The sequence below is a fragment of the Burkholderia sp. 8Y genome (genome assembly GCF_902506145.1).
Taxonomy (GTDB): domain Bacteria; phylum Pseudomonadota; class Gammaproteobacteria; order Burkholderiales; family Burkholderiaceae; genus Caballeronia.
The window spans coordinates 1,857,063-1,882,946 of sequence record NZ_LR733519.1 but is presented as its reverse complement, the minus strand read 5'-3'; the positions used below and the strand labels follow the sequence as shown (position 1 = coordinate 1,882,946).

26 protein-coding genes are annotated in these 25,884 nt (G+C 63.4%); 18 read left to right on the top strand and 8 right to left on the bottom strand.

The annotated features are described in order from the left end of the window. Positions 1 to 3: 3 nt before the first annotated feature. From GV035_RS08265 to GV035_RS08250, 4 genes are all read left to right on the top strand, one after another. Positions 4 to 228 carry a hypothetical protein gene (locus GV035_RS08265; RefSeq protein WP_159834462.1) on the top strand — a complete coding sequence of 75 codons (225 nt, stop codon included), beginning with the start codon at positions 4 to 6 and terminating at the stop codon, positions 226 to 228. Beyond that, entirely contained in the window at positions 185 to 823 is a 639-nt protein-coding gene (locus tag GV035_RS08260; protein WP_159834461.1) for a hypothetical protein, read from the top strand. The genes GV035_RS08265 and GV035_RS08260 overlap by 44 nt, the downstream gene beginning before the upstream one ends. A gap of 254 nt (positions 824 to 1,077) precedes the next feature. Further along, on the top strand, positions 1,078 to 1,341 hold the full coding sequence (locus GV035_RS08255; protein ID WP_159834460.1) for a hypothetical protein: 264 nt from the start codon (positions 1,078 to 1,080) through the stop codon (positions 1,339 to 1,341). After that, entirely contained in the window at positions 1,338 to 1,637 is a 300-nt protein-coding gene (locus GV035_RS08250; protein WP_159834459.1) for a hypothetical protein, read from the top strand. Before GV035_RS08255 ends, GV035_RS08250 begins: the two co-directional genes overlap by 4 nt. 33 nt (positions 1,638 to 1,670) lie before the next feature. Here the strand turns inward: GV035_RS08250 and GV035_RS08245 are convergent, their stop codons facing one another. Further along, positions 1,671 to 1,868, bottom strand: a complete 198-nt coding sequence (locus tag GV035_RS08245) for a hypothetical protein (protein WP_159834458.1) — start codon at positions 1,866 to 1,868, stop codon at positions 1,671 to 1,673. Positions 1,869 to 1,973: 105 nt separating this feature from the next. On the opposite strand from GV035_RS08245, the gene GV035_RS08240 reads away from it, so the two are divergent. Next, a complete protein-coding gene (locus tag GV035_RS08240; protein WP_159834457.1) occupies positions 1,974 to 2,171 on the top strand; it encodes an excisionase in 198 nt (65 codons plus the stop codon). A 6-nt stretch (positions 2,172 to 2,177) separates the two neighbouring features. Further along, on the top strand, positions 2,178 to 3,263 hold the full coding sequence (locus GV035_RS08235; protein WP_159834456.1) for a tyrosine-type recombinase/integrase: 1,086 nt from the start codon (positions 2,178 to 2,180) through the stop codon (positions 3,261 to 3,263). Positions 3,264 to 3,298: 35 nt separating this feature from the next. On the opposite strand, the gene GV035_RS08230 is transcribed toward GV035_RS08235, so the two are convergent. After that, complete coding sequence (locus GV035_RS08230) at positions 3,299 to 3,742, bottom strand: response regulator transcription factor (RefSeq protein WP_236572487.1); 444 nt, start codon at positions 3,740 to 3,742, stop codon at positions 3,299 to 3,301. Between the two features lie 488 nt (positions 3,743 to 4,230). Here GV035_RS08230 and GV035_RS08225 point away from each other — a divergent pair, with 488 nt between their 5' ends. The 3 genes from GV035_RS08225 to GV035_RS08215 all read left to right on the top strand — a co-directional run bounded on the left by GV035_RS08225 (position 4,231) and on the right by GV035_RS08215 (position 7,311). After that, positions 4,231 to 5,523 (top strand): MFS transporter, encoded by a 1,293-nt coding sequence (locus GV035_RS08225; RefSeq protein ID WP_159835034.1) that lies wholly within the window; start codon positions 4,231 to 4,233, stop codon positions 5,521 to 5,523. A 113-nt stretch (positions 5,524 to 5,636) separates the two neighbouring features. Continuing rightward, entirely contained in the window at positions 5,637 to 7,070 is a 1,434-nt protein-coding gene (locus GV035_RS08220) for an MFS transporter (protein ID WP_159834455.1), read from the top strand. Positions 7,071 to 7,143: 73 nt separating this feature from the next. Continuing rightward, positions 7,144 to 7,311 carry a hypothetical protein gene (locus GV035_RS08215; RefSeq protein ID WP_159834454.1) on the top strand — a complete coding sequence of 56 codons (168 nt, stop codon included), beginning with the start codon at positions 7,144 to 7,146 and terminating at the stop codon, positions 7,309 to 7,311. Between the two features lie 73 nt (positions 7,312 to 7,384). Here the strand turns inward: GV035_RS08215 and GV035_RS08210 are convergent, their stop codons facing one another. Together GV035_RS08210 and GV035_RS08205 are read right to left on the bottom strand one after the other, a co-directional pair. Then, positions 7,385 to 7,657, bottom strand: a complete 273-nt coding sequence (locus tag GV035_RS08210) for a hypothetical protein (protein WP_159834453.1) — start codon at positions 7,655 to 7,657, stop codon at positions 7,385 to 7,387. Positions 7,658 to 7,781: 124 nt separating this feature from the next. Further along, positions 7,782 to 8,618 carry a helix-turn-helix domain-containing protein gene (locus GV035_RS08205; RefSeq protein WP_159834452.1) on the bottom strand — a complete coding sequence of 279 codons (837 nt, stop codon included), beginning with the start codon at positions 8,616 to 8,618 and terminating at the stop codon, positions 7,782 to 7,784. 235 nt (positions 8,619 to 8,853) lie between these two features. Between GV035_RS08205 and motA the strand changes: the two genes are divergently transcribed. Both motA and motB read left to right on the top strand, forming a co-directional pair. Next, positions 8,854 to 9,723, top strand: a complete 870-nt coding sequence (gene motA / locus GV035_RS08200) for a flagellar motor stator protein MotA (protein WP_159834451.1) — start codon at positions 8,854 to 8,856, stop codon at positions 9,721 to 9,723. A gap of 33 nt (positions 9,724 to 9,756) precedes the next feature. Then, entirely contained in the window at positions 9,757 to 10,740 is a 984-nt protein-coding gene (gene motB, locus GV035_RS08195; protein ID WP_159834450.1) for a flagellar motor protein MotB, read from the top strand. Between the two features lie 23 nt (positions 10,741 to 10,763). Here the strand turns inward: motB and GV035_RS08190 are convergent, their stop codons facing one another. Then, entirely contained in the window at positions 10,764 to 12,095 is a 1,332-nt protein-coding gene (locus GV035_RS08190) for an Nramp family divalent metal transporter (RefSeq protein ID WP_159835033.1), read from the bottom strand. A 257-nt stretch (positions 12,096 to 12,352) separates the two neighbouring features. Here GV035_RS08190 and GV035_RS08185 point away from each other — a divergent pair, with 257 nt between their 5' ends. From GV035_RS08185 to GV035_RS08155, 7 genes are all read left to right on the top strand, one after another. Then, positions 12,353 to 12,643: a DUF4148 domain-containing protein gene (locus tag GV035_RS08185; protein ID WP_159834449.1), complete on the top strand. Its 291-nt coding sequence runs from the start codon at positions 12,353 to 12,355 to the stop codon at positions 12,641 to 12,643. A gap of 149 nt (positions 12,644 to 12,792) precedes the next feature. Continuing rightward, positions 12,793 to 13,050: a DUF4148 domain-containing protein gene (locus GV035_RS08180; RefSeq protein ID WP_159834448.1), complete on the top strand. Its 258-nt coding sequence runs from the start codon at positions 12,793 to 12,795 to the stop codon at positions 13,048 to 13,050. 223 nt (positions 13,051 to 13,273) lie between these two features. Beyond that, positions 13,274 to 16,450, top strand: coding sequence for an efflux RND transporter permease subunit (locus GV035_RS08175; RefSeq protein WP_159834447.1), 3,177 nt, complete (start codon positions 13,274 to 13,276; stop codon positions 16,448 to 16,450). Between the two features lie 24 nt (positions 16,451 to 16,474). Further along, a complete protein-coding gene (locus tag GV035_RS08170; RefSeq protein WP_159834446.1) occupies positions 16,475 to 17,740 on the top strand; it encodes an efflux RND transporter periplasmic adaptor subunit in 1,266 nt (421 codons plus the stop codon). After that, complete coding sequence (locus GV035_RS08165; RefSeq protein WP_159834445.1) at positions 17,737 to 19,188, top strand: efflux transporter outer membrane subunit; 1,452 nt, start codon at positions 17,737 to 17,739, stop codon at positions 19,186 to 19,188. The genes GV035_RS08170 and GV035_RS08165 overlap by 4 nt, the downstream gene beginning before the upstream one ends. Positions 19,189 to 19,257: 69 nt before the next feature. Next, positions 19,258 to 19,971: a heavy metal response regulator transcription factor gene (locus tag GV035_RS08160; RefSeq protein WP_159834444.1), complete on the top strand. Its 714-nt coding sequence runs from the start codon at positions 19,258 to 19,260 to the stop codon at positions 19,969 to 19,971. 86 nt (positions 19,972 to 20,057) lie between these two features. Continuing rightward, the gene (locus GV035_RS08155; RefSeq protein WP_236572563.1) at positions 20,058 to 21,509 is read left to right on the top strand and encodes a heavy metal sensor histidine kinase; all 1,452 of its coding nucleotides are present in this window, start codon (positions 20,058 to 20,060) and stop codon (positions 21,507 to 21,509) included. Between the two features lie 13 nt (positions 21,510 to 21,522). Here the strand turns inward: GV035_RS08155 and GV035_RS08150 are convergent, their stop codons facing one another. From GV035_RS08150 to nirD, 3 genes are read right to left on the bottom strand one after another with little or no spacing between them, the layout of a single operon-like run. Beyond that, positions 21,523 to 24,270, bottom strand: coding sequence for a nitrate reductase (locus GV035_RS08150; RefSeq protein ID WP_159834442.1), 2,748 nt, complete (start codon positions 24,268 to 24,270; stop codon positions 21,523 to 21,525). Then, complete coding sequence (locus GV035_RS08145) at positions 24,267 to 25,529, bottom strand: NAD(P)/FAD-dependent oxidoreductase (RefSeq protein WP_159834441.1); 1,263 nt, start codon at positions 25,527 to 25,529, stop codon at positions 24,267 to 24,269. Before GV035_RS08145 ends, GV035_RS08150 begins: the two co-directional genes overlap by 4 nt. Continuing rightward, entirely contained in the window at positions 25,526 to 25,870 is a 345-nt protein-coding gene (gene nirD, locus GV035_RS08140; RefSeq protein WP_159834440.1) for a nitrite reductase small subunit NirD, read from the bottom strand. The genes GV035_RS08145 and nirD overlap by 4 nt, the downstream gene beginning before the upstream one ends. Positions 25,871 to 25,884: the final 14 nt, after the last annotated feature.

Here is a 25,884-nt window from a genome sequence, read left to right as displayed (position 1 = left end):
GGAATGATCCGCCACCACCCCGCCTACCGCGCGCTGCTCGATTCCCTCGACGCGCTCGGCAAAGCGCAGACCGCGACGACACCACTTATCCATCGCGCATCAGTCTCCTTCGTCGAGGCGATGGCGTATGTAACAGGCGAGCGGTGCAGCGTGATGATTGGACAGACTGTTATTGCGAGAGAACATGAGCGAGAAAATCAAAGAAGCAATCAAGGCGCTATTTCTTAAGAACCCGGCCGACGAGATCGGGCCGAGCGACGAACCCGATTCGGTCCACCGCTTCGGATACAACAGCGCGCTCGAAGATGCGCTTGACGCCATCGAGAAGGCCGAGTCGCTTCTCGCATCCTCCGCTCTCGACCTGAGCGCAGAGCGGGAGCAGTTCGAAGCATGGCACGTCGAGCATGTGAGCCGCAAGCCGCGTCTGAATGCGCCGAGCGGACTATTCGAGGATGACAAAAAAGCATGGGCCGCGTGGCAAGCTCGGGCTGCTTTGAATGCCCCCGCCACCCCGAGCGCAGAGCCTATGACGATGGAGGAGTACAAGCGGAAACGGCAAGAAGGATGGACAGGCAACGCCACCCCGAGCGCAGAGGCTGACCCGTTGAGCGACGAAGGCCAGCGCGCGCTTTATCTGCGATCGCCGGTAGAAGCCAGTTCGGGGCAAGCATCGCCTGCTGCGCCGTCGAGCGATGCGCAGCGGATTGAGAAAGCCGTCCGTGAGGCGCTCGACAATTGGACGATAGATGACGGAACGAATAAAGCCTTCGAGGGCTGCGTGCAGGACGTGCTCGCCGCAATCGCCGCGCAGGAGAAAACGTGATGTGTAGCCGATGCGGAAGTCTGATGCTCACCGAGCACGACGGCGGATGGTGGGTATGTATGGTCTGCGGGAACGCATGGAGGGAAGCATGACGTTCGACGAATGGGACCGAAAGACGATGGCGGATTCCCGCGAATCTCCAAACGCCTATGCGCGTCGGGCGTTCAATGCTGGCGTTCGTTCGGGGCAAGCATCGCCTGCTGCGCCGTCGAGCGATGCGCCGTCGAGCGATGCGCCACCGCTTGGATATGTGAATGCGGAAATGGATCGGCCACCGCACCGGCGTGGCGACCCTGTACCCGGACGCGCGCCCTATGTTCGCGACAACGCCGGTATTTGCTGCGCCGTCGAGCGATGCGCGGGACGCGGCGCGGTATCGGTGGATTGCAACACTGCAAGACTGGAGCGACATCAAGCGCATGTGCTGGAGTTCGACGGCCAACGACGCCGCGCAGTTCAAGGCTGATCTAGACAAATACATCGACGCCGCAATCGCCGCGCAGGAGAAAGCGAAGTGACCGACGAAGAGATCCTGACGACGATCGCCGCCGTTTGCGACTTCGACCGCGCCGGCGTTGAACGGTGGCGCAGAGAGGCGCTCATCATTGGTCGCGCCGTCGAGCGCGCAGTGCTGGATCGAGCGGCGGCGGTATGCGATGGCGTGTCTGTCGACCGATGGAATCTCTACAAAGGGAGAGCGCCGTACAGCGGATCGGAAGACGGCCGCGCCAGCGATTACGTGCAAGGTGAATCGGATGGCGCGGAGAAATGCGCCGAGGCGATCCGCGCGCTCCTGCAAAGCGAAGAGAGTTAGCCCAGCGATTCTAGCCCGACGCGAAGTGCGGACTTAGGAATGAGCAAGCGCCATCAGATCAGGCAGTTTCCAATCCGGCGCTTTCTCGGCGACCTTGTGAATGAAGGTGCGCCAGTACACGTCGCCGTGTTCTTCGCTGTCCGGGTCATAGAAGCCGAACTTGGTGGCAACGTCCGCCATCGCAGAAGCGTCGGCGAATTCGAGAAGGGTTTGGGCTTGGATTTTGTTCATGCCCGCGTTATCGACCCTAGCGACAAGAACTTTAGGGATAGAAGTGCAGCATCAGATTGAAGAATTCATGCGCGTCTCGCGCGCGTATCTGGGCGGAGAACAAAAATGAAAGTCAGACTTGACGAATGGCTTAAGCGACAGTTTGAACCGACGCCCGCGATCCGAACTGCAAGATTGTGGATCCGGGACGGAAAGATTTATCCACCCCCGATGAAGGTCGGGCGAGCGTATTACGTCGACGAGAACGCGACGTTTCAAGACAGACAAGTTCGGCCATCGCTGGCCTCACGTATTCCGAGATAACAGAACATGGCAGCTCGCCCCCGTATCCGCCGCCGCGCCAATTGGCCGGACAACATGCACGAGCCGCGCCCTGGCTATTACGTGTGGCGCGATCCTCGCGACGGAAAGACGCACGTGCTTGGCCGGATCTCGCTTGCTCAGGCGATCCACGAAGCGCACGAAGCGAATGTGGTCGTTGAGAACAGCAAGCTCACGCGGTCGCTGGCCGACCGCCTCGCTCAGCCGCGCGAGACTGTGACCGATCTCATCAAGAAGATGCCGGACGGCGGCCGGAAGAAGTCGACGCTCGATGCGTACAAGTACCGTGACCGGGTGATCGAGAAGGAGCTCGGCGCGATCCCGTGCATGGATCTCACGACCAAGCACATCGCGACGATGCTCGAGAAGATCATCGACGAAGGAAAGTCGAACTGGGCGGTGCAGGTGCGCACACGTCTGAAGATGATCTGCCGCCGCGGCAAGGCGCTCGGATGGATGAATGAGAATCCGGCTGAAGATACGGAGCGCGCGAAGCTGACTGTTCGCCGCCGGAGGATGACGTTGGACGACTTCAACGCGACGTTCGAGAAAGCGCCGGAGGTGGCGCCGTGGCTTCAGAACGCGATGCTGCTCGCGATCGTGTCCGGTCAGGATTTATCGACGATCGCAAAGTGGGAGCGATCGTTCAACGTGGACGGATACGCAGTGCTCGAACGCGGCAAGACCGGCGCGCGCATCGCCATTCCGCTGGAGCTGCGTTTGAACGTCGTCGGCATGTCGCTCGCCGATGTGATCGCGCGGTGCCGGGCGACGGGCGTCGTCAGCAAGTACCTCATTCATCACACGCGGAACAACAACGCAGCGCCGAAAGGCTCGAAGGTGAAGACGAAGACGATCTCCGACAAGTTCCGGGAGGCGCGCAAGCTTGCCGGGATCACCGACGAAGCAGCGCCGACGTTCCATGAGTTGCGCAGCTTGGCGAAGCGGCTCTACATCGAGCAAGGGGGCATCGACACCAAGGCTCTGCTCGGTCACAAGTCGGATGCCACCGCCGCGCTCTACGCGGATTCTCGCGGTTTAGAGCCTGTCAAAGTTCGGATAAACGTCGCCTAGTTTTGAACGAATTTTGAACAAATTTCAAACGCGCCTTATTCAGCAAGGGTTTCGGGCCGGCGGTCGCAATCGAAGCGATACGGCCCGATTTCGAGGCACGCGCTGGACGTCGCGGGATACGCGCGGCGCAGCAACGCTTCGACACGCGCGCCGAATTCGCCCGGGCGGATGGGATAAATCACGAAGTCGTCCGCGCCCGCCGTCAGCGCGCACACGACGTTATGCTCCGCGCCGTCCGCCGTGGCGAACATGACCGGAACGCGCTCGCCGAAGCTGGAGCGCACGGATTTCAGAAGGTCGAGGCCGCAGAGGCCCGTCGAATTCCAGTCGAGGATCAGAAGATCGACTGTCGAGCGCGACAGCGCCTTCGAGAGCAGCAAACCGTCGCCGAATGTGACAACGGTGTGTCCGAGTCGTTTGACGACGTCGGCAATGAGATTTCGATAACTTGGGTCGGTCTGCAAAACGGCGACGCGCATAGTGTCAAGCCTGATGAGTCTGAGGACTGGGCCGATGCCACTCTTCGCGGCATCTCCCCGGGCGTCTCGTTACAAAAAGAGACGGCAAATACAGGCACGCATTCTGGTCAGCGCGCCAAGCCTTTCCCATCGGACTCGTCCGAAATGTCAACGCATGTAACGCCGTTCGTGGTCCGTGGCGCGAGCGCGCGACAATCGAATGTTAATTTTTGTGTAGCGGCGACTTACATCCTGTAACATGCCGCCTTCGGCTTACATCGAGCCGAAAGTCCCCGCTTCCGCCGCCTTACAGAGACGGCGTGACAGCAAGCTGCGACGCGGCTGTCCGCCGGCATGCGCAGCGCGGTGGCGCGCGCCGGCTTCGCGCCGCGCCGCAGTCATTCCCGTTTCGCGCTCACCCGGCGCGTCCGACATCCCGCAGGGCATCGCCTACTTCCATGCGTCGCTCGATCGCACGCGTGGCTTTTCTCATTACGGGTTCTCATTCGATGCAGGCAACACCTTTCGACGGCGCGTCGCACGCCGCCGGCCGCGCCCTCACGCGCGGCGATTACAAGACGCTCGCGCTCGCCGCGCTGGGCGGCGCGCTGGAGTTCTACGACTTCATCATCTTCGTGTTCTTTGCGCCGGTCATCGGCCAACTGTTCTTTCCGGCGAGCATTCCTGACTGGCTGCGGCAATTGCAGACTTTCGGCATCTTCGCCGCCGGTTATCTGGCGCGGCCGCTCGGCGGAATCGTGATGGCGCATTTCGGCGATCTGCTCGGACGCAAACGCATGTTCACGCTTTCCGTCCTGCTGATGTCCGTGCCGACGCTCCTGATGGGCCTCTTGCCCACGTATGCGTCCATCGGTCTGATGGCGCCGGTCCTGCTGCTCGTTTTTCGCGTGATGCAAGGCGCGGCGGTCGGCGGCGAGGTGCCGGGCGCGTGGGTGTTCGTCTCGGAACACGTGCCGGGCCGTCACATCGGCTATGCGTGCGGCACGCTCACGGCGGGCCTGACGGCGGGCATTCTGCTCGGCTCGCTGATCGCCACGGCCATCAACAAGACCTTTTCTCCGGTCGAGGTCGCCGGCTTCGCGTGGCGTTTGCCGTTTCTGCTCGGCGGCCTGTTCGGGCTCTGCTCCGTCTATCTGCGCCGCTGGCTGCATGAAACGCCGGTCTTCGCCGAACTCCAGAAGCGCAAGTCGCTCGCGGCAGAACTCCCGCTGAAGGCCGTGCTGCGCGACCACGGCCGCGCGGTCATCGTGTCGATGCTGCTCACGTGGATGCTCTCCGCCGCGATCGTCGTCGTGATCCTAATGACGCCGACGCTGCTGCAAAAGCAGTTCCATATCGCGCCGGCGACGGTGCTGATCGCGAACTGCGCCGCGACGCTCTGCCTCACGGTCGGCTGCGTGCTGGCGGGCACGATTGCGGGGCGCATCGGCGCGGGCAAGACGCTCTTCATCGGCGCGTTCTTGCTGGCGGGCTCGTACTACGCGCTGTTCCAGCAAGTCGCCGCCGATGCCTCGATGCTGCTGCCGTGGTACGCGTTCACGGGCCTGACCGTCGGCGTGATCGGCGCGATTCCGTTCGTGATGGTCAAGTCGTTTCCGCCCGCCGTGCGCTTCTCGGGCATCTCGTTTTCGTACAACGTCGCGTACGCGGTGTTCGGCGGGCTCACGCCGATCGTCGTCTCGCTGATGATGAAGTCGAGCCCGACCGCGCCCGCGCTGTACGTCGGCGCGCTGTGCGTCGTCGGCGCGGTGACTGCGCTTTTCATCAAGGACGCGCGCTGAAGCCGGAAACCACTTCGTCCTGGCGAGTCCTGACGAGTCATGGCGCACGCTCCGGCGGTGCGCCATTTTCATTTCAGGCGATGCCGAAACATCGCGCGCGGCATGCGCCTACGATGAGCGGCATGAAGTCCACACTCTCTTCCCGCCAGATATGCGTCGTCGCGGCGACGAGCGTCGGCTTCGTCGTGTCGCAACTCGATGTCTCGATCGTCAACGTCGCGCTGGCGAGCATCGGACACGATCTCGGCGCGAGCGTCGCGAGCCTGCAATGGACCGTGGACGCCTACGCGCTCGCGTTTGCCGCGCTCATGCTGTCCGCCGGATCGCTCGGCGACCGGCTCGGCGCGCGGCGTCTCTTCGTCGGCGGCCTTGCTCTGTTCGCGCTCGCGTCGCTCGCCTGCGCCTTTTCGCGCGACGTGGCGCAGCTCATCGCGGCACGGGCATGTCAGGGCGTCGGCGCGGCGGCGATGCTGCCGAATTCGCTCGCGCTGCTGAACGCCGCGTGCGGCCACGACCCGCGCGTGCGGGCGCGCGCCGTCGGCTTGTGGACGGCGGCGGGCGCGGTGTCGATCGCGGCGGGGCCAATCGTCGGCGGACTGCTGATCGCGGCGTTCGGCTGGCGCAGCATCTTCTGGGTGAATCTGCCGATTTGCGCGGCCGGCATCGCGGCGACGCTCGTGTGGGTCGAGAAGACGCCATCGCACGGGCGCGGCGACGGCATCGACCTGAGCGGACAGGCGCTCGCCATCGTGGCGCTGACGACGCTGGTCGGCGCGGTCATCGAAGCGCGGCCGCTCGGGCTGCTGCATCCGTTCGTGATCGGCGCGTTTGTGATCGCGCTGGCGGCGGCGGGCTCGTTCATCGCGGTCGAACGAAAAAGCCGCGCGCCGATGCTGCCGCTGGCGCTTCTCGGCGAGCGCACGTTCAGCGCGGCGGTGCTGTTCGGCATCGGCGTGAACTTCACCTACTATGGAATCGTGTTCGTGCTCAGTCTTTATTTGCAGCGCGTGCTCGGCCGCACGCCTTTGCAGACCGGGCTCGCATTTCTGCCGCTCACGGGCGGCTTTCTCGTCTCGAACCTCGCGAGCGGTCCCGTCGTGGCGCGCTTCGGTTCGCGCGGCCCGATGATCGCGGGCGCGCTGCTCGACGCCGCCGGCTTCGCGGCGCTCGTATTCGTCGATGCTCACACGCCGACGCTCGTTCTGCTGCTTCCGTTCCTGCTGATCCCGTCCGGCATGGGCGTGGCCGTCCCCGCGATGACGACCGCGCTGCTCGGCACGGTCGGCCAGCGGCGCGCGGGCACGGCGTCCGCGGTGCTGAACACGGCTCGGCAAGCTGCCGGCGCGATCGGCGTGGCCGCGTTCGGCGCGTTCGCGGGCCACGGCGCAAGCGCGGCATCGGCGCAGATTGTCGATGCCGTGCGCTGGTCGGCGGCAATTTCGGCGGCGATATTGGCGTGCGCGGCGATGGTCGCGCGCGGCGTGAGAAAGAGGGCGGCGCCGGAGGGCGCGGACGCCACGCAGCGAGCGCGACGCGCGGCAGAGTAACGGTGTGACCGCGTGTCGAAGCCGGGAACGCAGGTTGCGAACTGGGCGAAGCCACCTTCAGGAGAGACGCATCATGTCGAATATGTCACACGCCCCCGAGGAAACCGTCGAACCGGACCCGGACAAGTTGCTCGATCCGGACGCCGCGCCGAATCCCGACGATCCGGACATGCCGGACGGCCCCGATTCGGCGACGCCGCTGGTTCCGGCCGACCCGAAGAACGGCGAACCGCGTTTGTAGACCTATCCGATGCACGTATGACGCAAATGCCCGCGCGGCCTCCCGGGCGCGCGGGCATCGCTATGAAAGAAAGCTAAAGGCTCGTCGTCTGCACGACGCCGGTTTCGAGCGCCCGCTCGATCAACGCTTCCTGCTGCGCCTTGCGCACGGCGTCCGCGACGAATGTGTCCGGCGCTTCCACTTCCGCCCGGATCGTGCCGATGATGCCATCGGCCTCGACGATCACGAGCGATTCCGCCGAATCCGCCCGGCTGATGATGACGCGCTGCGGCCCGCCGCCTTCCGCGATGCTCGCGCAAAACTGCATGCGCTCGCCGCCGATCACTTGTTCGAATGTCTGAATCATGGCTGCCTTCTGCGTTGGTTGAACAAAACTGACGCAAGCGCACCGACACGAAGCGCACGGGGTCGCGTGCGCCGCTCCCTTCTTCATTGATTCGCGCGGCAGCGGCAGGTTCCGCGCGCCGGTATCAGCCACGCACGTCGCGCGCCTGATGCAGTATGCGCGCGGTGGCGTCGTCGGCGGGGAAAAACGCTTCGATGGCGAGTTCGGACAGCGTGATGTCGACCGGCGTGCCGAACACCGTGGTCGTGCTAAAGAGCGACAGCACGCCGAGCCCGGTGCGCAAGCGCAGCGGCACGAGCACGGGATCGGTCTCGCCGCGCTCGGCGCTTCCGGCGTGCGGCGGCGCGGGATAATCCGCGAGTTCGTCGAGCAGCGCGATGAGCGTTGCATCGCCGGACACGTCGATCTGGCGACGCAGACGCGCCAGCAGATGCGCGCGCCACGCGTGCCAGTTCTCGATGACGCTCGCGAGCCCTCGCGGATGCATCGACAGGCGCAGCACGTTGACCGGCGGCGCAAGCAGCGACGCATCCGCCGATGCGACGAGCGGTTGCAGCGCCGCGTTCGCCGCGATCATCGTCCAGTGGCGATCCACCGCCAGCGCCGGATACGGCTCGTGGCCCTTCAGCACGAGTTCCACCGCGCGCCGCGCGGATTCGAGCTGCGGGTCGGCGAGCGCGCGCTCGCGATACAGCGGCGCATAGCCCGCCGCGAGAAAGAGCGCGTTGCGCTCGCGCAAGGGCACCTGCAACTGCTCGGCCAGGCGGATCAGCATGTCGCGGCTCGGCACCGAGCGCCCCGATTCGACAAAGCTCAAGTGCCGCGTCGAAACGTCCGCTATACAAGCGAGATCGAGCTGACTCATGCGCCGGCGCTGACGCCATTCGCGCAGCAGTGCGCCGACGGTCGCAGGCGTGATGTCAGGCGCGCGCCGCGCGGTTTCTGTCAGTGTCGTGTCCATGCGCCGATGTTAGACGAAGCGCGTAGCAGCAATCCATTACCTTCCACGTAAAGCAGGCGCGTAACTTTTACCTCGCGCAATAGCGGGCTGAAATGTTTGCGTGAGCCACCCTAAATGTCGGCGTGTACCGCGCCGTTAAAAAGCCCAGCAGCATGCAGACAATGCATTGCGAGCCGTGCGTGTTTCGTTGACGAGCGCGCACGGCTCGCAACGCCCGGACATTTGCGGAGAAATCATGTTTGTCGTTATCGGATGGGTGGTCGTCATCGGCTCCGTTATCGGGAGCTTCATGGGGGTCGGCGGTCATTTGGCGGCCCTCGTTCAGCCTTTTGAGTTGCTGTGTATTTTTGGCGCGGCCATCGGCGCGTTCGTCGTGTCGAACCCGACGTCCACGCTCAAGAAAACCTTGCAGGCACTGCCGAAGATCTTCAAAGGTGGCGGGTATAGCAAAGAGAAATACCTCTCGCTGATCGCGCTGCTCTACGAACTGCTGCAAAAGGCCCGCAAGGAAGGAATGATGGCGCTCGAAGCCGACGTCGACGCGCCCGAGTCCAGCCCCGTCTTTCAGAAGTACGAACACGTGATGGCGGATCATCACCTGCTCGACTTCATCGTCGATTATCTGCGCATGATGTCGGCGGGCAACGTGAACGCGCTTGAATTGCAGGACTTGATGGACGAGGAACTCGAGACGCATCACTCGGAAAGCGCGGTGGCCGCGAACGCCATTCAGAAGATGGCCGATGGCTTGCCCGCGTTCGGCATCGTCGCCGCGGTGATGGGCGTGGTGCATACGATGGGCTCTGTCGGCGCCGCGCCCGCTGTGCTCGGCGAGATGATCGCGGGCGCGCTGGTCGGCACGTTCCTCGGCATTCTGCTCGCGTACGGCTTCATCGGCCCGGTCGCCGACTTGCTCAACGCAAAGGGCGCAGCCGAAGCCAAGCCGTTTCAGTGCGTGAAGTCCGTGCTGCTCGCTTCGATGAACGGCTACGCGCCGACGGTCGCCGTCGAGTTCGGCCGCAAGGTGCTCTTCACCGCGGACCGTCCGAGCTTCAAGGAACTGGACGACGCCGTGCGCGCCACCAAGTCGCCGAAGTCGGCCTGACCCGCTTGCGCAAAGACATAAGGAACATCGTTCATGGCTGAGAGACCGTCGCGCGACCCGTTGCAATCCGTGCTCGCGCCCACTATCGTCGTGCGTCGCAAGAAGAAGGGCGGCGGCCACGGCGGCCATCATGGCGGCGCGTGGAAGATCGCGTATGCGGACTTCGTGACCGCGATGATGGCGTTCTTCCTCTTGATGTGGCTGCTCGGCTCCACGTCGAAGTACGACAAGGAAGGCATCGAGCAATACTTCAACACGCCGCTTTCCGCGCTATTCGGCAATGAAGGCGGCGCGTCCGCGCACACGAGCGTCATCAACGGCGGCGGCAAGGATTTGTCGAGCTCGCGTCCGGGCGAAGCCAACAAGAGCCAGACGCAACCCGTGCCGCCTTCCATCGCGCGCGCGGCCGTCGCGGCCGACGACATGCAGCGCCTGCAACAACTGAAGCAGAAGCTGACCGCGCTGATCGAGAACACGCCCGCCTTGCGCGCGTTCAAGGATCAGATTCGCATAGCGATCACGAGCGAAGGCTTGCGTATCGAGATCGTCGATTCGCTCAAGCGCCCGATGTTCGCGACGGGCAGCTCGAAGCTCGAAGGCTACGTGACGACGATTCTGTCGAACATCGGTGCATCGCTCAACGACGTGGACAATCGCGTGTCGATTGCGGGCCATACGGATGCCGTGCCCTACTCCGGCAATCAGAAAGGCTATTCGAACTGGGAGCTGTCGGGCGAGCGTGCGAACGCGGCACGGCGCGCGCTGGTCGCAGGCGGCATGAACGAAGGCAAGGTGCTGCAAGTGCGCGGCCTGGCCGACGTCCTGCCGCTCAACAAGGACGTCATCGACGAGCCGACGAACCGGCGTATCAGCATCCTGGTGCTGAACAAGGCGGCGGAACTCGCGTTCTTCCGCGATGGCGGACGCACGACGGTCGATCAGGCGCTGCCCGCCGACGCCGCGGTTCCCGCTGCTGTCGCGGCGAGATCGAATACGCCGGTCGCAGTCGTCAAGTAAGCGGTTCGCGTAAGCCGTGGCGCTTACGCGAACCATTCCGTCGCGGTCTGCACGACGAGCCAGATGTTCGCGGCGCTGATCACGACGAACAGCAGCCACGCGATGACCTTCGTATGCGCGGCGTTCCCGAAGCTGCCCATGAGCGCGCGATCGCTCGTCATGCGGATCAGCGGATACAGCGCGAACGGCAATTGCAGGCTCAACACGACCTGGCTTGCGACAAGCAGCTTGCCGACCGCGCCGTTGCCCATCACATAGACACCGATCAGCGCGGGCACGAGTGCAAGCGCCCGCGTGATGAAGCGCCGCTGATAACACGGAATCTTCAGCCGCAGAAAGCCTTCCATGATGACCTGCCCTGCAATGGTCCCCGTGAAGGTCGAGCTCTGACCGGAAGCGAACAGCGTCACGGCGAACAGAATCGCGGCAAGCCCGCTACCGACGATGGGCGCAAGCAGCTTGTACGCGTCTTCGATTTCAGTCACTTGCGTGTGGCCGGTCGCATGAAACGCGGAAGCCGCGAGAATCAGAATCGCGGCGTTGATCAGAAGCGCAAGCACCAAAGACGCGATGGTATCGAGCCGCGAAAGCCGGATCGACGACGCAAGGTCTTTGTGCTCGCGGCTGATGACGCGCGTCTGCACGATGGACGAATGCAGATACAGGTTATGCGGCATCACGGTTGCGCCGAGAATTCCGATGGCGAGATAGAGCGGTTCGCGCTCGGACAGCACGCTGAACGAAGGCACGAGTCCCGCCGCGACGGACGGCCAGTGCGGTTTGACGAGCGCCAACTCCACGATGTATCCCACGCCGATGGTCGCGATGAGTCCAAGCATGATCGCTTCGAGATCGCGGAAGTTCTTGCCCTTCAGCCCCAGCACGATGAGCGTGTCGAACGCCGTGAAGATCACGCCCCACATCAGCGAGCAGCCGAAAAGCAGATGAAAGGCCAGTGCGCCGCCGAGCACTTCGGCGAGATCGCACGCGATGATCGACAACTCCGCGAGCATCCACTGCGCATTAGCGATGGGCTTCGCATAACGCTCGCGCGATAACTGCGCGAGGTCGCGGCCCGTGACGATGCCAAGGCGCATCGACAGGCATTGCAGCACCATCGCCGCGATACTCGACAACACGACGACGAATAACAAACCATAGCCATAGCGCGAGCCCGCTTCAATGTCGGTCGCCCAATTGCCGGGGTCCATGTAGCCGATGGAGATGAGCAGTCCAGGCCCCGCGAATTGCAGCAGCTTTTTCCAGAGCGGCGTACCCGGCGCGACGACGACCGAGCCCTTGACTTCCGATGGACAGAACGGAGCGGTGGCGGTGGTCGGCAGCTTGAACGGCAATTGATCGGTTCCCGTTGCGATGAAGAAGTGCGGCGTGGAGTTCTTCGCCGGCGTTGCGCGAGGCGAGTCTATCACTGGCTGCGCCGTCTTTCAGACAGCCGACACACCGGCGCCGCTGACCAGAACGTCATGTGGCCGCCAGCATCTCGTCACGGTACGACAAATAGAATTCAGTCCTGGCGAAAGGCGCTATGTCGGCTTTCGTCCGTCACCGACCGCATGCCGCGATCGCCGTTCACCCGTATCAGGAGTTCGCCATGAAACTCGTCACGCGCATTGTTGCAGCCGCGCTTATCGCATCGCCCCTCGCATCGCCCCTCGCTGCGCTGGCCCAGGAAGGCTTGACGCGCGATCAGGTCAAGCAGGACCTTCAGCAAGTCGAACAGGCCGGTTATCAGCCGTCCGCACGCGATGCGTTCTATCCCAACGACATCCAGGCCGCCGAAGCGCGCGTGCATTCGGGCACGGCCTATGGCGCATCGCCGGACGGCACGTCGGCTTCGGGCCATACGACGTCGAACATGCCGTCAGGACAGACGCCGCAATAAAGCGCGTGTTTATGTACAGCCTTCGATAAAACCGCCGCGAAAAGGCGAATTCCTCGCGCACGCCCGTGCTTACAATGGACCGTCCACGGCTGCGCTTGCCGTGAACGCGCCTCTACGTTGCGTCCGTCCATCCGCATGAGGAGTTCGCCATGAAGTCAGTCACGCGCATTGCCCTTGTCGTGTTCGCGCTCTCGCCGCTCGCCGCCGCCGCACAGCCGAACGGTTTGACCCGTCAGCAGGTCCGCGACGATCTGATCCGAGCGGAACGATCCGGCTACTATCCCGGCGTCGACGATCAACGTTATCCCGGCAGTTTCCTCGACCAGCGCGAAGGCATCTATACGGGCGCGAGCGTCTATCGCTCCGCTTCGCCGCGGGCGCTGCCCAGCGACACGAACGGCCAGTGAACTTCGAGCCGTCATCGAGCGATCACGCAATGCGGTCGCTCGGCTTCATCATACGATTGGAAGCAACGCCCGAACGTTTGCTTTCAAATAGCCTTACCTGACGAAACCGCCATTTTCGCGTCATTGTCTCGTTGGTGCGCGGACACTACCATAGCGGCACTGAACGCAACGTGCTTAGAAGCACGGCCACGGCGCCCTTCCCTCGCACTCTTCTAACGACTCAATGTGGATCGTCAACGTTGCGCTGAAGCGCCCTTATACGTTCATCGTCATGGCCATCATGATCGTGCTGGCCACGCCCTTCGTCCTTCTGACGACGCCGGTGGACGTGCTTCCCGAGATCGACATTCCGGTGGTCAGCATCATCTGGACCTATACGGGCTTGTCGTCGCAGGACATCGCCAATCGCATCACGTCCGTCAACGAACGCAGTCTGACGACGACCGTCAATAACATCGAGCACATCGAGTCGCAGTCGCTTCCCGGCATCGCGATCATCAAGCTGTTCCTTCAGCCGACCGCCAACATTCAGACGGCGATTGCGCAGACCGTGGCCGTCGAACAGGCGCAACTCAAGCAGATGCCGCCGGGCGCGACGCCGCCGCTCGTCATCAGCTATTCGGCGTCGAGCATTCCGGTGATTCAGTTGGGGCTCTCGAGTCCCAAGCAGTCGGAGCAGGAACTGAACGACACTGCGCTCAACTTTCTGCGTCCGCAATTGGTGACGATTCCGGGCGCGGCCGTGCCGTATCCGTATGGCGGCAGGACGCGCCTCATTTCGGTCGATCTGGATACGCGCGCACTGCTTGCCAAGGGCCTCACGCCGGCCGATGTCGTGAGCGCGGTCAACGCGCAGAACCTGATCCTGCCGACCGGGACAGCCAAGATCGGCCCGAGGGAATACACGATCAACATGAACGGCTCGCCGACGACCGTCGCGGGCCTGAACGACATTCCGGTACGCACGTTGAACGGCGCGACCACGTACCTGCGCGAAGTGGCTCACGTGCGCGACGGCTCCTCGCCGCAGACGAACATCGTGCGGCAGGACGGACGACGCGGCGTGCTCATCTCCGTGCTCAAGAACGGCAATGCGTCCACGCTTGCGATCGTCAATACGTTGCATGGCCTCTTGCCGCAAGCACGCGCCGCGCTGCCCGAAGATCTCAAGATCAACGCGCTGTTCGACCAGTCCGTCTTCGTGAAGGCCGCCGTGCAGGGCGTGGTGCGTGAAGCATTGATCGCCGCCGCGCTCACCGCCGCGATGATCCTGCTCTTTCTCGGCAACTGGCGCAGCACATGCATCATCGCGATCTCGATTCCCCTGTCGATTCTCTCGTCGCTGATCGCACTGCACGCGCTCGGGCAAACCATCAACATCATGACGCTGGGCGGCCTGGCGCTTGCTGTCGGCATTCTGGTCGACGACGCGACCGTGACCATCGAGAACATCGAGCGCCACCTGCATCTGGGCACCGACCTGCACGAAGCGATTCTCGAAGGCGCGGGCGAAATCGCCGTGCCTGCGCTCGTTTCCACGCTATGTATCTGCATCGTGTTCGTGCCGATGTTCTTTCTCACCGGCGTCGCGCGCTATCTGTTCGTGCCGCTCGCGGAAGCCGTGGTCTTCGCGATGCTGGCGTCGTACGTGCTGTCGCGCACGCTTGTGCCGACGCTTGCCATGCTGCTGATGGGTCACGCGCACGCACCGGATGCGAAGGCCCGGCCGAATCTCTTCATGCGGCTGCATCGCCGTTTCGATCACGGCTTCGAGCGGATGCGCGCGGCCTACATCGTCATTCTGAGCAGCCTGCTTGTGCGGCGGCGGATGTTCGGCTCGCTCTTTCTGGGCTTTTGTCTGCTGTCGGCGGGCCTCGTGTTCGTGCTTGGCGAAGACTTTTTCCCGAGTGTCGATGCAGGCGATATCCGCATGCACATGCGCGCACCGACCGGCACGCGTATCGAGGAAACAGCGCGTCTCGCGGATGAAGTGGAGAAAGTCGTCCGCCAAGTGGTGCCGCAAGACGAGCTCGCCACCATCCTCGATAACCTCGGCCTTCCTTATAGCGGCATCAACCTGTCGTATAGCAACGCGGGCACCATCGGCACGCTGGACGGCGAGATACAGGTCGCGCTCAAGCCCGATCATGCGCCGACGCAGGACTACATCGACCGCTTGCGTGCCTTGCTGCCACGTCTTTTTCCGGGCGTCGAATTCTTCTTTCAGCCGGCGGATATCGTCACGCAGATCCTGAACTTCGGTTTGCCCGCCGCCATCGACGTGCAGATTCAGGGGCAAAACCAGCAAGGCAACTTTCAGGTGGCGACCGAGTTGATGAAGCAGATACGCATGATTCCCGGCAACGTGGATACGCATATCCAGCAAAAGCTCGACCAGCCCGCGCTCAATTTGCAGATGGACCGCACGCGCTTGCAGCAGCTCAATCTTTCCGCGAGCAATGTCGCGCAGAACGTGCTGATTTCGCTGTCAGGCAGTTCACAGACATCGCCGGGCTTCTGGTTCAATCCGCGCAACGGCGTCGAATACAACATGGCGGTGCAGACGCCGCAGTATCAGGTGTCGTCGATCGATGAACTGATGCGTACGCCCGTATCGGCATCGAACACGGGACCGACGCAACTGCTCGGCAACCTCGTGCGCCTGTCGCCGCACAGTCAGTTCGCGGTCATCTCGCACTACAACATACGTCCGGTCATCGATATCTTCGTGAGCGTCGAAGGACGCGATCTCGGCAGCGTCGCGCGACGCGTCAATCAACTCGTCGAGCAAGCGCGCGGCACGCTGCCACGCGGAAGCCAGATCGCGGTGCGTGGACAAGTGGAAACCATGCGCACGTCGTTCTTCGGCCTGGGCATCGGCGTCGCGATGGCGATCGTGCTCGTGTATCTGCTGATCGTCGTGAACTTCCAGTCATGGGTCGATCCGCTCATCATTGTGAGCGCATTGCCGGCGGCGCTCGCGGGCATCATCTGGATGCTGTTTCTCACGGGCACGCATCTCTCCGTGCCCGCGCTGACCGGCGCGATCATGACGATGGGCGTCGCGACCGCCAACAGTATCCTGATGGTGTCCTTCGCGCGGCAGCGCCTCACGGCCGGCGCACCGCCGCTCACCGCCGCACTCGAAGCCGGCGCGAGCCGCATCCGTCCCGTGTTGATGACCGCCTTCGCGATGATCATCGGCATGGTCCCAATGGCGCTCGGCCTCGGCGAAGGCGCGGAGCAGAACGCGCCGCTCGGCCGTGCGGTCATCGGCGGACTGCTGTTCGCAACGGTATCGACACTCTTTTTCGTGCCGCTCGTTTTCGCGGGCATTCATTCGCGGCTCGCACGCCGGGCACGGCGAAAAGACCTGGCGCAGCATGACGATCAACATTGAACCGCACCACGCCCGAAGCCGAACATGACTGAAAAGAACCACGCATCGCTGGCCATTCCTGCACGCGATCCCAACGAAGGCCCGGCGCTGCCGCCGCGCAACCTCGAATGGAAACGCGCGAAGATTGCAATCGTCATTGTGCTCGCATTGCTTGCGATAGGCGCGGCGCGCACCGTCGTCAGCGACCTCGTGCATAGCCGGTCTGTCGCCACGCGCACGCAGCAAAACGCCCGGCAATACGTCAACGTCGCTTCGCCGACGCAGACGGACGGCAGCGGCGAGACCACGTTGCCGGGGACATTGCGCGGCTTCGTCGAGTCACCGATCTACGCGCGTGCAACGGGTTATCTGCTGCACTGGTATGTCGATATCGGCGCGCGCGTGAAGCAGGGACAGTTGCTCGCCGATCTCGATACGCCCGAGATCGATCAGGAACTCGCGCAAGCCGTCGCGCAGCGCGATCAGACCGCATCGAGTCTCGGGTTGGCCAAAACATCGCTCGAACGCTGGCAGCAATTGCGCCAACGCGATGCCGTTTCGCAACAGGAACTCGATGAACGCCAGAGCACGTATAACCAGGACGTCGCGAATCTCGCCGCCGCCGACGCGAACGTGAAGCGCCTGCGTCAGCTCGAATCGTTTAAGCGTATCGTGGCGCCGTTCGCGGGCGTCGTCACGCAACGGAATGTCGATGTCGGCGATCTCATCGACGCAGGCAGCGGCGCAAGCCGCGCGCTCTTCGCGCTCGCGCAGTCCGATCCGTTGCGCGTCTATGTACAACTGCCGCAGGCGTATGCGCAGAACGTATCGGTCGGCCAACAGGTCGTCGTCACGCAGGCCGAGCTGCCGGGGCAGCAGTTTCACGGCAAGATCACGCATATCTCCGGCGCGATCGACGTGCCCACGCGTTCGCTGCAGATCGAAGTGACGCTGCCCAATGCGGATGGACGTCTGCGTCCGGGGGCGTATGTGCAGGTCGCGGTGCCGTCCGTCGCCCATGCGCGTCTGATCGTTCCGGGTAATGCGCTGCTGTTTCGCGCGGAAGGTCCGCGGCTTGCCGTCGTCGATTCGAGCGGTCACGTGCATCTGCACAAGATCGTGATCGCGCAGGACAACGGTCAGACGCTGGAAATCGAGAGCGGCATCGAAGCGAACGACAAGATCATCGTCAATCCGAGCGATTCGGTGGCGGACGGCGATCACGTCGTCATCGCGCCTCAGCAAGGTCAGCAGCATCAGCAACAACAGCAACCCCAGCAAGAAGCCGGCGACAAGAAGGCCGCATCATGAGACGCATGGCATCCGTTGCTTTGCTGTCGATGCTCGCGGCCTGCACCGTCGGCCCCGATTATCAGCGGCCCGTCGCAGAGACACCGCCCACGTGGAAGACGGACTCGTACTGGCGCGTGGCCGAGCCTTCGCACGCACCGCTCGCGCTCGACTGGTGGCGCGGCTTCGACGACGACATCCTTAACGGGCTCGAATCGCAAGCTCTCGCGCAGAACCAGACGCTGGCCGCCGCGAGCGCGCATTACGAGCAGGCACGCGCGACGCTCGCGCAAACCTCATCGCTTGCGCTGCCCGAAGTGGACCTCGGCGCGCAGGCGGCGCGCACGCGGACCTCGCGCAATCGCCCGGTGAACAACTACACCACGCCGAACATGTCGACGGTGCAGAGCGATCTGAAGCTCGCGCCCACCGTCAATTACGACCTCGATCTCTTCGGCCGCATTCGCCGCGAAGTGGAAAGCGCGCAGGCATCGGAAGACCAGACACGCGACGATCTCGCGAACGCCCGCCTCGTGCTGACCACCGAACTCGCAGGCGATTACTTCTCGATGCGCGAGCTCGATGCGGAACTCGACGTGCTGAATCGCTCGGTGCAGTTGCAGCAGAAGGCGCTCGACTACGTGAACACGCAGCACAGTCTCGGCGCGGTGTCGGGCCTCGACGTTCTGCAACAGCAATCGCAGCTCGATTCCACGCGCGTGCAGGCGCAACTGCTGCTCAATCAGCGCGCGCAATACGAACATGCGATCGCCGCGCTCGTCGGCACGCCCGCGCCACAATTCTCGATTGCGGCCGCGGTCGATGAACGCCCCATTCCGCCGATTCCGCTCGGCCTTCCGAGCGACGTCTTGCAGCGCAGACCCGATGTCGCTTCCGCCGAACGGGCGATGGCCGCGGCCAATGCGCAGATCGGCGTGGCGAAGGCCGCGTTCTTTCCGAGCCTTACGTTGAACGGCAGCATCGGCTGGGAAAGTACTGCACTGTCGAGCCTGTTCTCCGCGCCGAGCCTCTTGTGGACCATCGGCACGATGGCGAGCCAGGTCGTGTTCGATGGCGGCCGTCGCTCGGCGGCCGTCGCATTCGCAAGCGAGGGGTATCGCGCAACGGAAGCGAATTATCGTCAGACCGTGCTCAATGCGTTTCAGCAAGTGCAGGACGGCATCGTCGGGCTGTCCGTGCTCGATGGCGCGGCCAGGCAATCACACGCGGCTGTGATGGACGCACAGCGTCTGCTGTCGCTTGCGAACGACCGTTATTCCGGCGGCCTCGTTGCGTATCTGGATGTCATCACGGCGCAGCAGCAGTTGCTCACGAGCGAGCGGCAGGACGTGCAGATTCGCGGCCAGCAGCATACGGTATCGGTCGCGCTCGTGAAGGCATTGGGCGGCGGATGGGACGCGGATCAGCCGGCGCAGGAACAGAACGTCGCGGACGCCCAGGCGAAGTGAAACATGGCGGCCTCGTATAGTGTCGGAACGTCGACACGATAAGTACACACTGAACGCACAGGTGCAGGCATGAAAGTCCTGATAGTGGAAGACGAACACAAGGTCGTCGATTACCTGCGCTCGGGCCTGACCGAGCAGGGCTGGGTCGTCGATATCGCGATGGATGGCGAAGAAGGCACGCATCTCGCCGTCGAATACGACTACGACGTGATCGTGCTGGACGTGATGCTGCCACGCCGCGATGGCTTCGCCGTGCTCAAGGCGCTGCGCATGCAGAAGTCGACGCCGGTCATCATGCTGACCGCACGCGATCACATCAATGACCGCGTTCGCGGTCTGCGCGAAGGCGCGGACGACTATCTCACCAAGCCCTTTTCCTTTCTCGAACTGGTCGAGCGGCTGCATGCGCTCGCACGGCGCACGCGCGCCCAGGAATCCACGCTGATTTCGGTCGGAGACCTGTATGTCGATCTGATCGGACGCCGCGCGACACGCGACGGCGTGCGACTCGACCTGACCGCCAAGGAATTCCAGTTATTGAGCGTGCTCGCTCGACGTCACGGCGATATCCTGTCGAAGACGGCGATCACCGAGCTCGTATGGGAAGTGGATTTCGAAAGCCATACGAACGTGGTCGAGACCGCGATCAAACGCTTGCGCGCGAAACTGGACGGGCCGTTTCGCACGAAGCTGCTGCATACGGTGCGCGGCATGGGCTACGTGCTCGAAGTGCGCGAGCCGCGCGATGCACGTGACACGAGGGAAGACGCGAGGCCATCATGAACGTTCCGTGGGCAGCATCGCACGACAGTCGGCACGCGCAGGGTGTTCAACGTTCGCAGCGTTCCATCGCGCGGCGCCTTGCCGTGATGTTCGCGCTCGTCGCGCTGTCGGTGTTCTCGCTGGTAGGCTCGGGGCTTTTTCTCGTGCTTCGCGTGCAGCTCGAACAGCACTTGCGAGATTCGCTCGATAATCGCGCCGAAATCGCGCGGCTCATCGTCACGCATGTATCGAATGCGGACAAGTGGAAGATCGCCAAGGAGAAGCTCGCGGATATCACGCCGCGCGATGGCTCCACGCGCTTCGCGGTGACGAGCAACGACCCACGCTTCAGCTACGGCGCGCCGCCAGCGGGCCGTGTGGTTAAACGCGTGCTGGGCGGCTATGTGCGCTACAAGCCCGAAGGCCGCGCGTACGACATGCTGATGACCACGCTCACGATTCCGCCGAACGCCGACCGTCCGCCGCTGCAACTCTTCGTCGCGGTGGATTGCTCGCCGAACGTCCGCACGATGCGCGTATTCGGCGTCGCGCTCGCCGCGTTGACGGCGCTCGCGACCGTCGCCGTGTTGTTCCTGAGTTACTCCGTCGCGCGGCTCGGCCTCGCACCGCTCACGCGGCTCACACGCGATGCGCAGAGCGTGAGCCCGAACAATCGCTCGCAACGGCTCAACACGCGTTCGCTGCCATTCGAACTCGAAGACCTCGCGAAGTCGTTCAACGGTGCGCTCGAACGGCTCGATCATGCTTACGGGCGTCTCGAAGCCTTCAACGCGGATGTCGCGCACGAATTGCGCACGCCTGTCACCATTCTCATCGGTCAAACGGAAGTGGCATTGACGCGGGACCGTCCTATCGAAGAATTGCGTCACACGTTGCAGTCGAATCTCGAAGAGTTCGAACGCGTGCGCGCGATCATCAACGACATGCTCTTTCTTGCGCGCGCCGATCAAGGCGAACGCGCAACGGGTCTCGTGGAAGTGTCGCTTGCCGCGGAAGTCCACCGCACGCTGGACTTCCTCGAGATTCCGCTCGAAGAGGCGCAAGTGCGCGCGGTATCGAGCGGAGATGCGCGTGCCTTCGTCAACACGTCGCTATTCGGGCGCGCGCTGTCCAATCTCGTCATGAACGCGATCCAGCATTGCGCGCCGGGCGCGACCATATCGGTTTCGATCACGCGCGAGCATGGCCGCGTGCGTATCGCGGTCGCGAATCCCGGCGAGCCGATTGCGCCGCACATCATGGAACATCTGTTCGACCGCTTCTATCGCGCGGAAAGTTCGCGTACGAATAGCCGCGAGAATCACGGGCTCGGGCTCGCCATTGTGAAAGCGGTCGCGGAGATGCATCGCGGCACGGTGTCCGCAACGAGCGAGAACGGCATCAATACGTTCGCGTTCTCGGTTGCGCGCTTTGGCAACGAGCATCGGCCGGTGCAGGATGTCCGCATGCCGACGACCGCGCCTGCGGTCGAGAAGAACCAAGCGGCGAAGTCATCGCAGGCAAGCGAACGAAAGATCGGCGTGCGGCCCGCCGGATAGAACGACGCAGGCTTTATTCGACGCTCAGGCGTGCCATCTCCGTCTCCACGATCAGCTTCTTCAGTTCCGGCACGCATGATCCGCAATTGCCGCCCGCCTTCACGCATGAGGTGACTTCCGCCGCTGTTTTGAGCCCCTTCTCGCGAATCGCGTGGCAGATGGTATTGCGTCCCACGCCGAAGCACGAGCAGACCGTAGGCCCTGTGTCCTCGCCCTTGCCGATTGCCTGACCGAGCAGAAGGCTCGCGCGATCTTCATCGCTCAGACGCTCCTTGTCGAAGAGCGTCGCAAGCCACGCACGCGCCGGCAGATCCGGGCGCTCGGAGATGAACACGCAACTCTCGATGCGATCATCCACCACATGCGCCGCGCGATAGACGCCCGCGCTCTTGTCCTCGTATTCGATCCAGTCCGCGTGCGGATCGTCGATTCGAAAGAGCGCACGCGCCCAATCGTGATGATCGTCATGCGACGCACCGAAACGATTGCGGCCCGCGAGTTCGTAGCGCACGAAGCGATCACCATGAACACGGGTCCAGTGCGTGACCGCATCTAGCACAGGCGCGTTGCGCGACAACGAGAAGCCGTGCCACGTCACATGGAATTTCTCGACGGCCACGGGCGTGTGCTTGAACTCGGGCTCGCCGGAAACCGGATCGACCACGGGATTCACGACCGCGCCGACGCGCGCGTCCGATGCCGTCTGATCGCTCCAGTGAATCGGCACGAACACGCTGCCGCGCTGCATGCCGCCGCCATGTTGTACGCGAGCGATCATGGCGCCCCAACGACTGGTGATACGCGCCAACTCGCCCTCACGCACGCCGCACGCGAGCGCATCTTGCGGATGCATGTCGATGAACGACTCGCTGACATGCCCCGCGAGTTTCGCGGACCGGCCTGTGCGCGTCATCGTGTGCCACTGGTCGCGAACGCGTCCGGTGTTGAGCACAAGCGGATAGTCGCTATCCGGTGCGTTGACCGGAGCGCGTGGCGGCGTCGCGATGAACCGCGCACGACTGTCCGCATGACTGAAGCGCCCCGTTTCGAATAGCCGCGTATTGTTCGAACCTTCGTTCGCACGCAACGGCCATTGCACGGGCTCCAGTGCATCGTATTGCTCGCGTGTCAGGCCGCTCAGCCCGCCGATATCGAATGCGCGATACGCACCGTCTCGAGCATCATTGCGATGCGATGAAAGACGCGCGTGTTCATCGAAAATCTCATGCGGTGCGGTGAAGTCGAAGCCATCGAAGCCCATGCGCTGCGCCACATCGCAGATGATGCGCCAGTCGGCGCGCGCTTGTCCCGGCGCGGGCAGGAACGCCCGCTGACGCGAGATGCGCCGCTCCGAATTCGTCACGGTGCCCTCCTTCTCGCCCCAACCGAGCGCGGGCAACAGCACATGCGCGAAGGCATTGGTGTCGGTCTTCTCCATGATGTCCGATACGACGACCCACTCGCATCTGTCGAGCGCCCGCTTCGCGCGGTCTCCGTCGGGCAGACTCACGACCGGATTCGTGCCCATGATCCATACGGCCTTCACGCGGCCTGCTTCGATCGCATCGAAGAGTTCGACGGCCTTCAGGCCACCGCGCTCCGCCACGCGCGGCGACGACCAGAATGCCTGCACCATGTCACGGTGCAATTCACTATCGAGTTCCAGGTGGGCAGCAAGCGTATTGGCAAGACCGCCTACTTCGCGGCCGCCCATTGCATTCGGCTGGCCCGTGAACGAAAACGGCCCCATTCCCGGCTTACCGATACGGCCCGTCGCCAGATGACAGTTGATGATACTGTTGACCTTGTCGGTCCCCGCGCTCGACTGATTCACGCCTTGCGAATACACCGTGACCACGCGCTCCGTGCGCGCGAAGAGTCGATAGAAGGTCGTGAGATCGTGCGCGTCGAGCTTGCAGTCTTTCGCCACATGCGCGATGTCCGCGGGCCCGGCTGCCGACAGCGCCGCATCGTAGCCGTCCGTATGGGCATCAACGAACGCGGCATCCGTTGCACCCTGCCCGGCGAGAAACGCGAGGAGGCCATCGAAGAGCCGCACGTCGCTGCCAGGCTTCAACGGAAGATGCAAATCCGCCATCTCGCACGTCGCGGTGTAGCGCGGATCGATCACGACGATCTTCACATCCGGCCGCGCGTCCTTCACCTTCATCATGCGCTGAAAGAGGATCGGATGACACCACGCGGTGTTCGATCCGACCAGCACGATCACGTCCGCGAGTTCGAGGTCTTCGTAGTTCATCGGCACGAGGTCTTCGCCGAATGCGCGCTTGTGCCCCGCCACCGACGACGACATGCACAGCCGCGAATTCGTATCGATATTCGCGCTGCCGATATAGCCCTTCATGAGCTTGTTGGCGACGTAGTAGTCCTCGGTCAGCAGTTGCCCCGACACGTAGAACGCGACGGCATCCGGCCCGTGTTCCGCGATGATGCGCGCGAAGCCGCTCGCTACCGTGCCGAGCGCATCGGCCCACGACACGTCGCTGAGCGTGCCTGTCGCCTTGTCGCGCAGCTTCGGATTCAGCAGACGCCCTTCGAGTCCGACGGTATCGCCGAGCGCGGATCCCTTCACGCACAGACGGCCGAAGTTCGACGGATGCGTTTCGTCGCCCGCAATATCAACGTCGACAGGCGTGCGCGGTGTCGCCACGACGCCGCAGCCGACGCCGCAATAGGGGCACGTTGTGCGCGTGCTGGCCGGCTTGACGGGCGCGATAGGAACGATATCGATGCTATTCATACAGCCCCTTCGCACAGCGTCTTGCCGAACAATAAACGGTCGCGAAGATGCGAGACATCGGTGCGGTTCTGAATCAGATCGAAGTACCAGCCGCCGTCCTTCACATCGCCATACAGCACCGTGCCGATCACGCGGCCCGCTTGCAGTACCAGCCGCTTGTAGACGCCGCGGCGCGCATCTCGCAGCACGAGGTCTTCGCTGCCCTCGCCGCCCAAAAGATCGCCTGCGGAATACAGCTCCACGCCGGTCACTTTCAGCTTGGTCGCCGTCGCGCGCTGCACGTAACGCGAATGCCCCGCCCCCGCGAGATGCGCGCCGGCCACGCGCGCCTGATCCCAGATCGGCGCGACGAGACCGAATGTGGCCGAGCGATGCTGCACGCATTCGCCCACGGCATACACGCGCGGATCGAAAGTCTGCAACGTGTCGTCGACGACAATGGCGCGCTCACAGTGCAGACCCGAAGCCTGCGCCAGCGCGATATTCGGGCGCACACCCGCTGTCATCACGACCAGGTCCGCGTCGATCTGCGTGCCGTCTGCGAAGCGCACGGCGCGCACGCGATCCTCGCCGACGATCTCCGTGGTCTGCGCGGCCATCGCAAAGCGCAGTCCCTTTGCTTCGAGCGAACGCTTGAGCAATGCGGAGGCGCTCGCGTCCAGTTGCCGGTCCATCAAACTGGCGCTCGCGTGCACGACGGTCACGGACATGCCCTGCCTCTGCAATCCGTTGGCCGCTTCGAGTCCGAGCAGTCCGCCGCCGATGATCACCGCATGACGATGATCGCGTGCGGCTTGCATCATCGTTTCGACATCATGAATATCTCGGAATGCGATGACGCCGGGCAGATCGCAGCCGGGAACGGGAATCACGAAAGGCGTCGAACCGGTCGCGATCAGCAAGCGATCGTACCGCGCCTCGCGCCCCTTCTCCGAGCGCACGATACGGCGCGCACGATCGATCTGGACGACCGCATCGCCCGCATGCAGCGTGATACCGTTCGCGTCGTACCAGTCGCGCGTGTTGATGACGATGTCGTCCATGCTCTTCTCGCCGGCGAGCACCGGCGAGAGCAGGATGCGGTTGTAGTTGCCGTGAGGTTCGGCCCCGAACACGGTAATGTCATAGAGTTCGGGCGCGATCTTCAGCAACTCCTCGACGGTACGCATACCAGCCATGCCGTTGCCGATCACCACGAGCCTTGGCTTCCCGATGCGCCCCGCGCCGGCCGCAGCCGCAACCGCATATTCGGTCCTCATGCCGCGATCCAGACCTTGCCGCCCGCGACACGCGCGCGATACGCGTTCACCGAACGCTCCGGCGCTTCCAGACATTCGCCCGTGCGCAAATCGAAGTGCTGCTTATAAATCGGCGAGGCCACGACGATGCGTTCGCCCAGACTGCCGACGATGCCGCGCGACAGCACGGCGGCCTGCGAATGCGGATCGAAGTTGTCGATTGCGTACACGGCGTTCGATTCCGCCGCGACGTGAAACACGGCAACCTGCGCGCCGTTGACGAGCGCACAGACGCCCGTGTCGGGCACGATATCGTTCAGTTCGCAAACGAGGGTCCAGTCCGGTTCGATGCGGTCGTTCATGATGTGCTCCTGGT

Bases quoted from the DNA above. Each gene is read 5' to 3' on its own strand.
- GV035_RS08265 (WP_159834462.1), top strand. From the start codon at position 4: ATGATCCGCCACCACCCCGCCTACCGCGCGCTGCTCGATTCCCTCGAC.
- GV035_RS08260 (WP_159834461.1), top strand. From the start codon at position 185: ATGAGCGAGAAAATCAAAGAAGCAATCAAGGCGCTATTTCTTAAGAAC.
- GV035_RS08255 (WP_159834460.1), top strand. From the start codon at position 1,078: ATGCGGAAATGGATCGGCCACCGCACCGGCGTGGCGACCCTGTACCCG.
- GV035_RS08245 (WP_159834458.1), bottom strand. From the start codon at position 1,868: ATGAACAAAATCCAAGCCCAAACCCTTCTCGAATTCGCCGACGCTTCT.
- GV035_RS08240 (WP_159834457.1), top strand. From the start codon at position 1,974: ATGAAAGTCAGACTTGACGAATGGCTTAAGCGACAGTTTGAACCGACG.
- GV035_RS08235 (WP_159834456.1), top strand. From the start codon at position 2,178: ATGGCAGCTCGCCCCCGTATCCGCCGCCGCGCCAATTGGCCGGACAAC.
- GV035_RS08230 (WP_236572487.1), bottom strand. From the start codon at position 3,742: ATGCGCGTCGCCGTTTTGCAGACCGACCCAAGTTATCGAAATCTCATT.
- GV035_RS08225 (WP_159835034.1), top strand. From the start codon at position 4,231: ATGCAGGCAACACCTTTCGACGGCGCGTCGCACGCCGCCGGCCGCGCC.
- GV035_RS08220 (WP_159834455.1), top strand. From the start codon at position 5,637: ATGAGCGGCATGAAGTCCACACTCTCTTCCCGCCAGATATGCGTCGTC.
- GV035_RS08215 (WP_159834454.1), top strand. From the start codon at position 7,144: ATGTCGAATATGTCACACGCCCCCGAGGAAACCGTCGAACCGGACCCG.
- GV035_RS08210 (WP_159834453.1), bottom strand. From the start codon at position 7,657: ATGATTCAGACATTCGAACAAGTGATCGGCGGCGAGCGCATGCAGTTT.
- GV035_RS08205 (WP_159834452.1), bottom strand. From the start codon at position 8,618: ATGGACACGACACTGACAGAAACCGCGCGGCGCGCGCCTGACATCACG.
- motA (WP_159834451.1), top strand. From the start codon at position 8,854: ATGTTTGTCGTTATCGGATGGGTGGTCGTCATCGGCTCCGTTATCGGG.
- motB (WP_159834450.1), top strand. From the start codon at position 9,757: ATGGCTGAGAGACCGTCGCGCGACCCGTTGCAATCCGTGCTCGCGCCC.
- GV035_RS08185 (WP_159834449.1), top strand. From the start codon at position 12,353: ATGAAACTCGTCACGCGCATTGTTGCAGCCGCGCTTATCGCATCGCCC.
- GV035_RS08180 (WP_159834448.1), top strand. From the start codon at position 12,793: ATGAAGTCAGTCACGCGCATTGCCCTTGTCGTGTTCGCGCTCTCGCCG.
- GV035_RS08175 (WP_159834447.1), top strand. From the start codon at position 13,274: ATGTGGATCGTCAACGTTGCGCTGAAGCGCCCTTATACGTTCATCGTC.
- GV035_RS08170 (WP_159834446.1), top strand. From the start codon at position 16,475: ATGACTGAAAAGAACCACGCATCGCTGGCCATTCCTGCACGCGATCCC.
- GV035_RS08165 (WP_159834445.1), top strand. From the start codon at position 17,737: ATGAGACGCATGGCATCCGTTGCTTTGCTGTCGATGCTCGCGGCCTGC.
- GV035_RS08160 (WP_159834444.1), top strand. From the start codon at position 19,258: ATGAAAGTCCTGATAGTGGAAGACGAACACAAGGTCGTCGATTACCTG.
- GV035_RS08155 (WP_236572563.1), top strand. From the start codon at position 20,058: ATGTTCGCGCTCGTCGCGCTGTCGGTGTTCTCGCTGGTAGGCTCGGGG.
- GV035_RS08150 (WP_159834442.1), bottom strand. From the start codon at position 24,270: ATGAATAGCATCGATATCGTTCCTATCGCGCCCGTCAAGCCGGCCAGC.
- GV035_RS08145 (WP_159834441.1), bottom strand. From the start codon at position 25,529: ATGAGGACCGAATATGCGGTTGCGGCTGCGGCCGGCGCGGGGCGCATC.
- nirD (WP_159834440.1), bottom strand. From the start codon at position 25,870: ATGAACGACCGCATCGAACCGGACTGGACCCTCGTTTGCGAACTGAAC.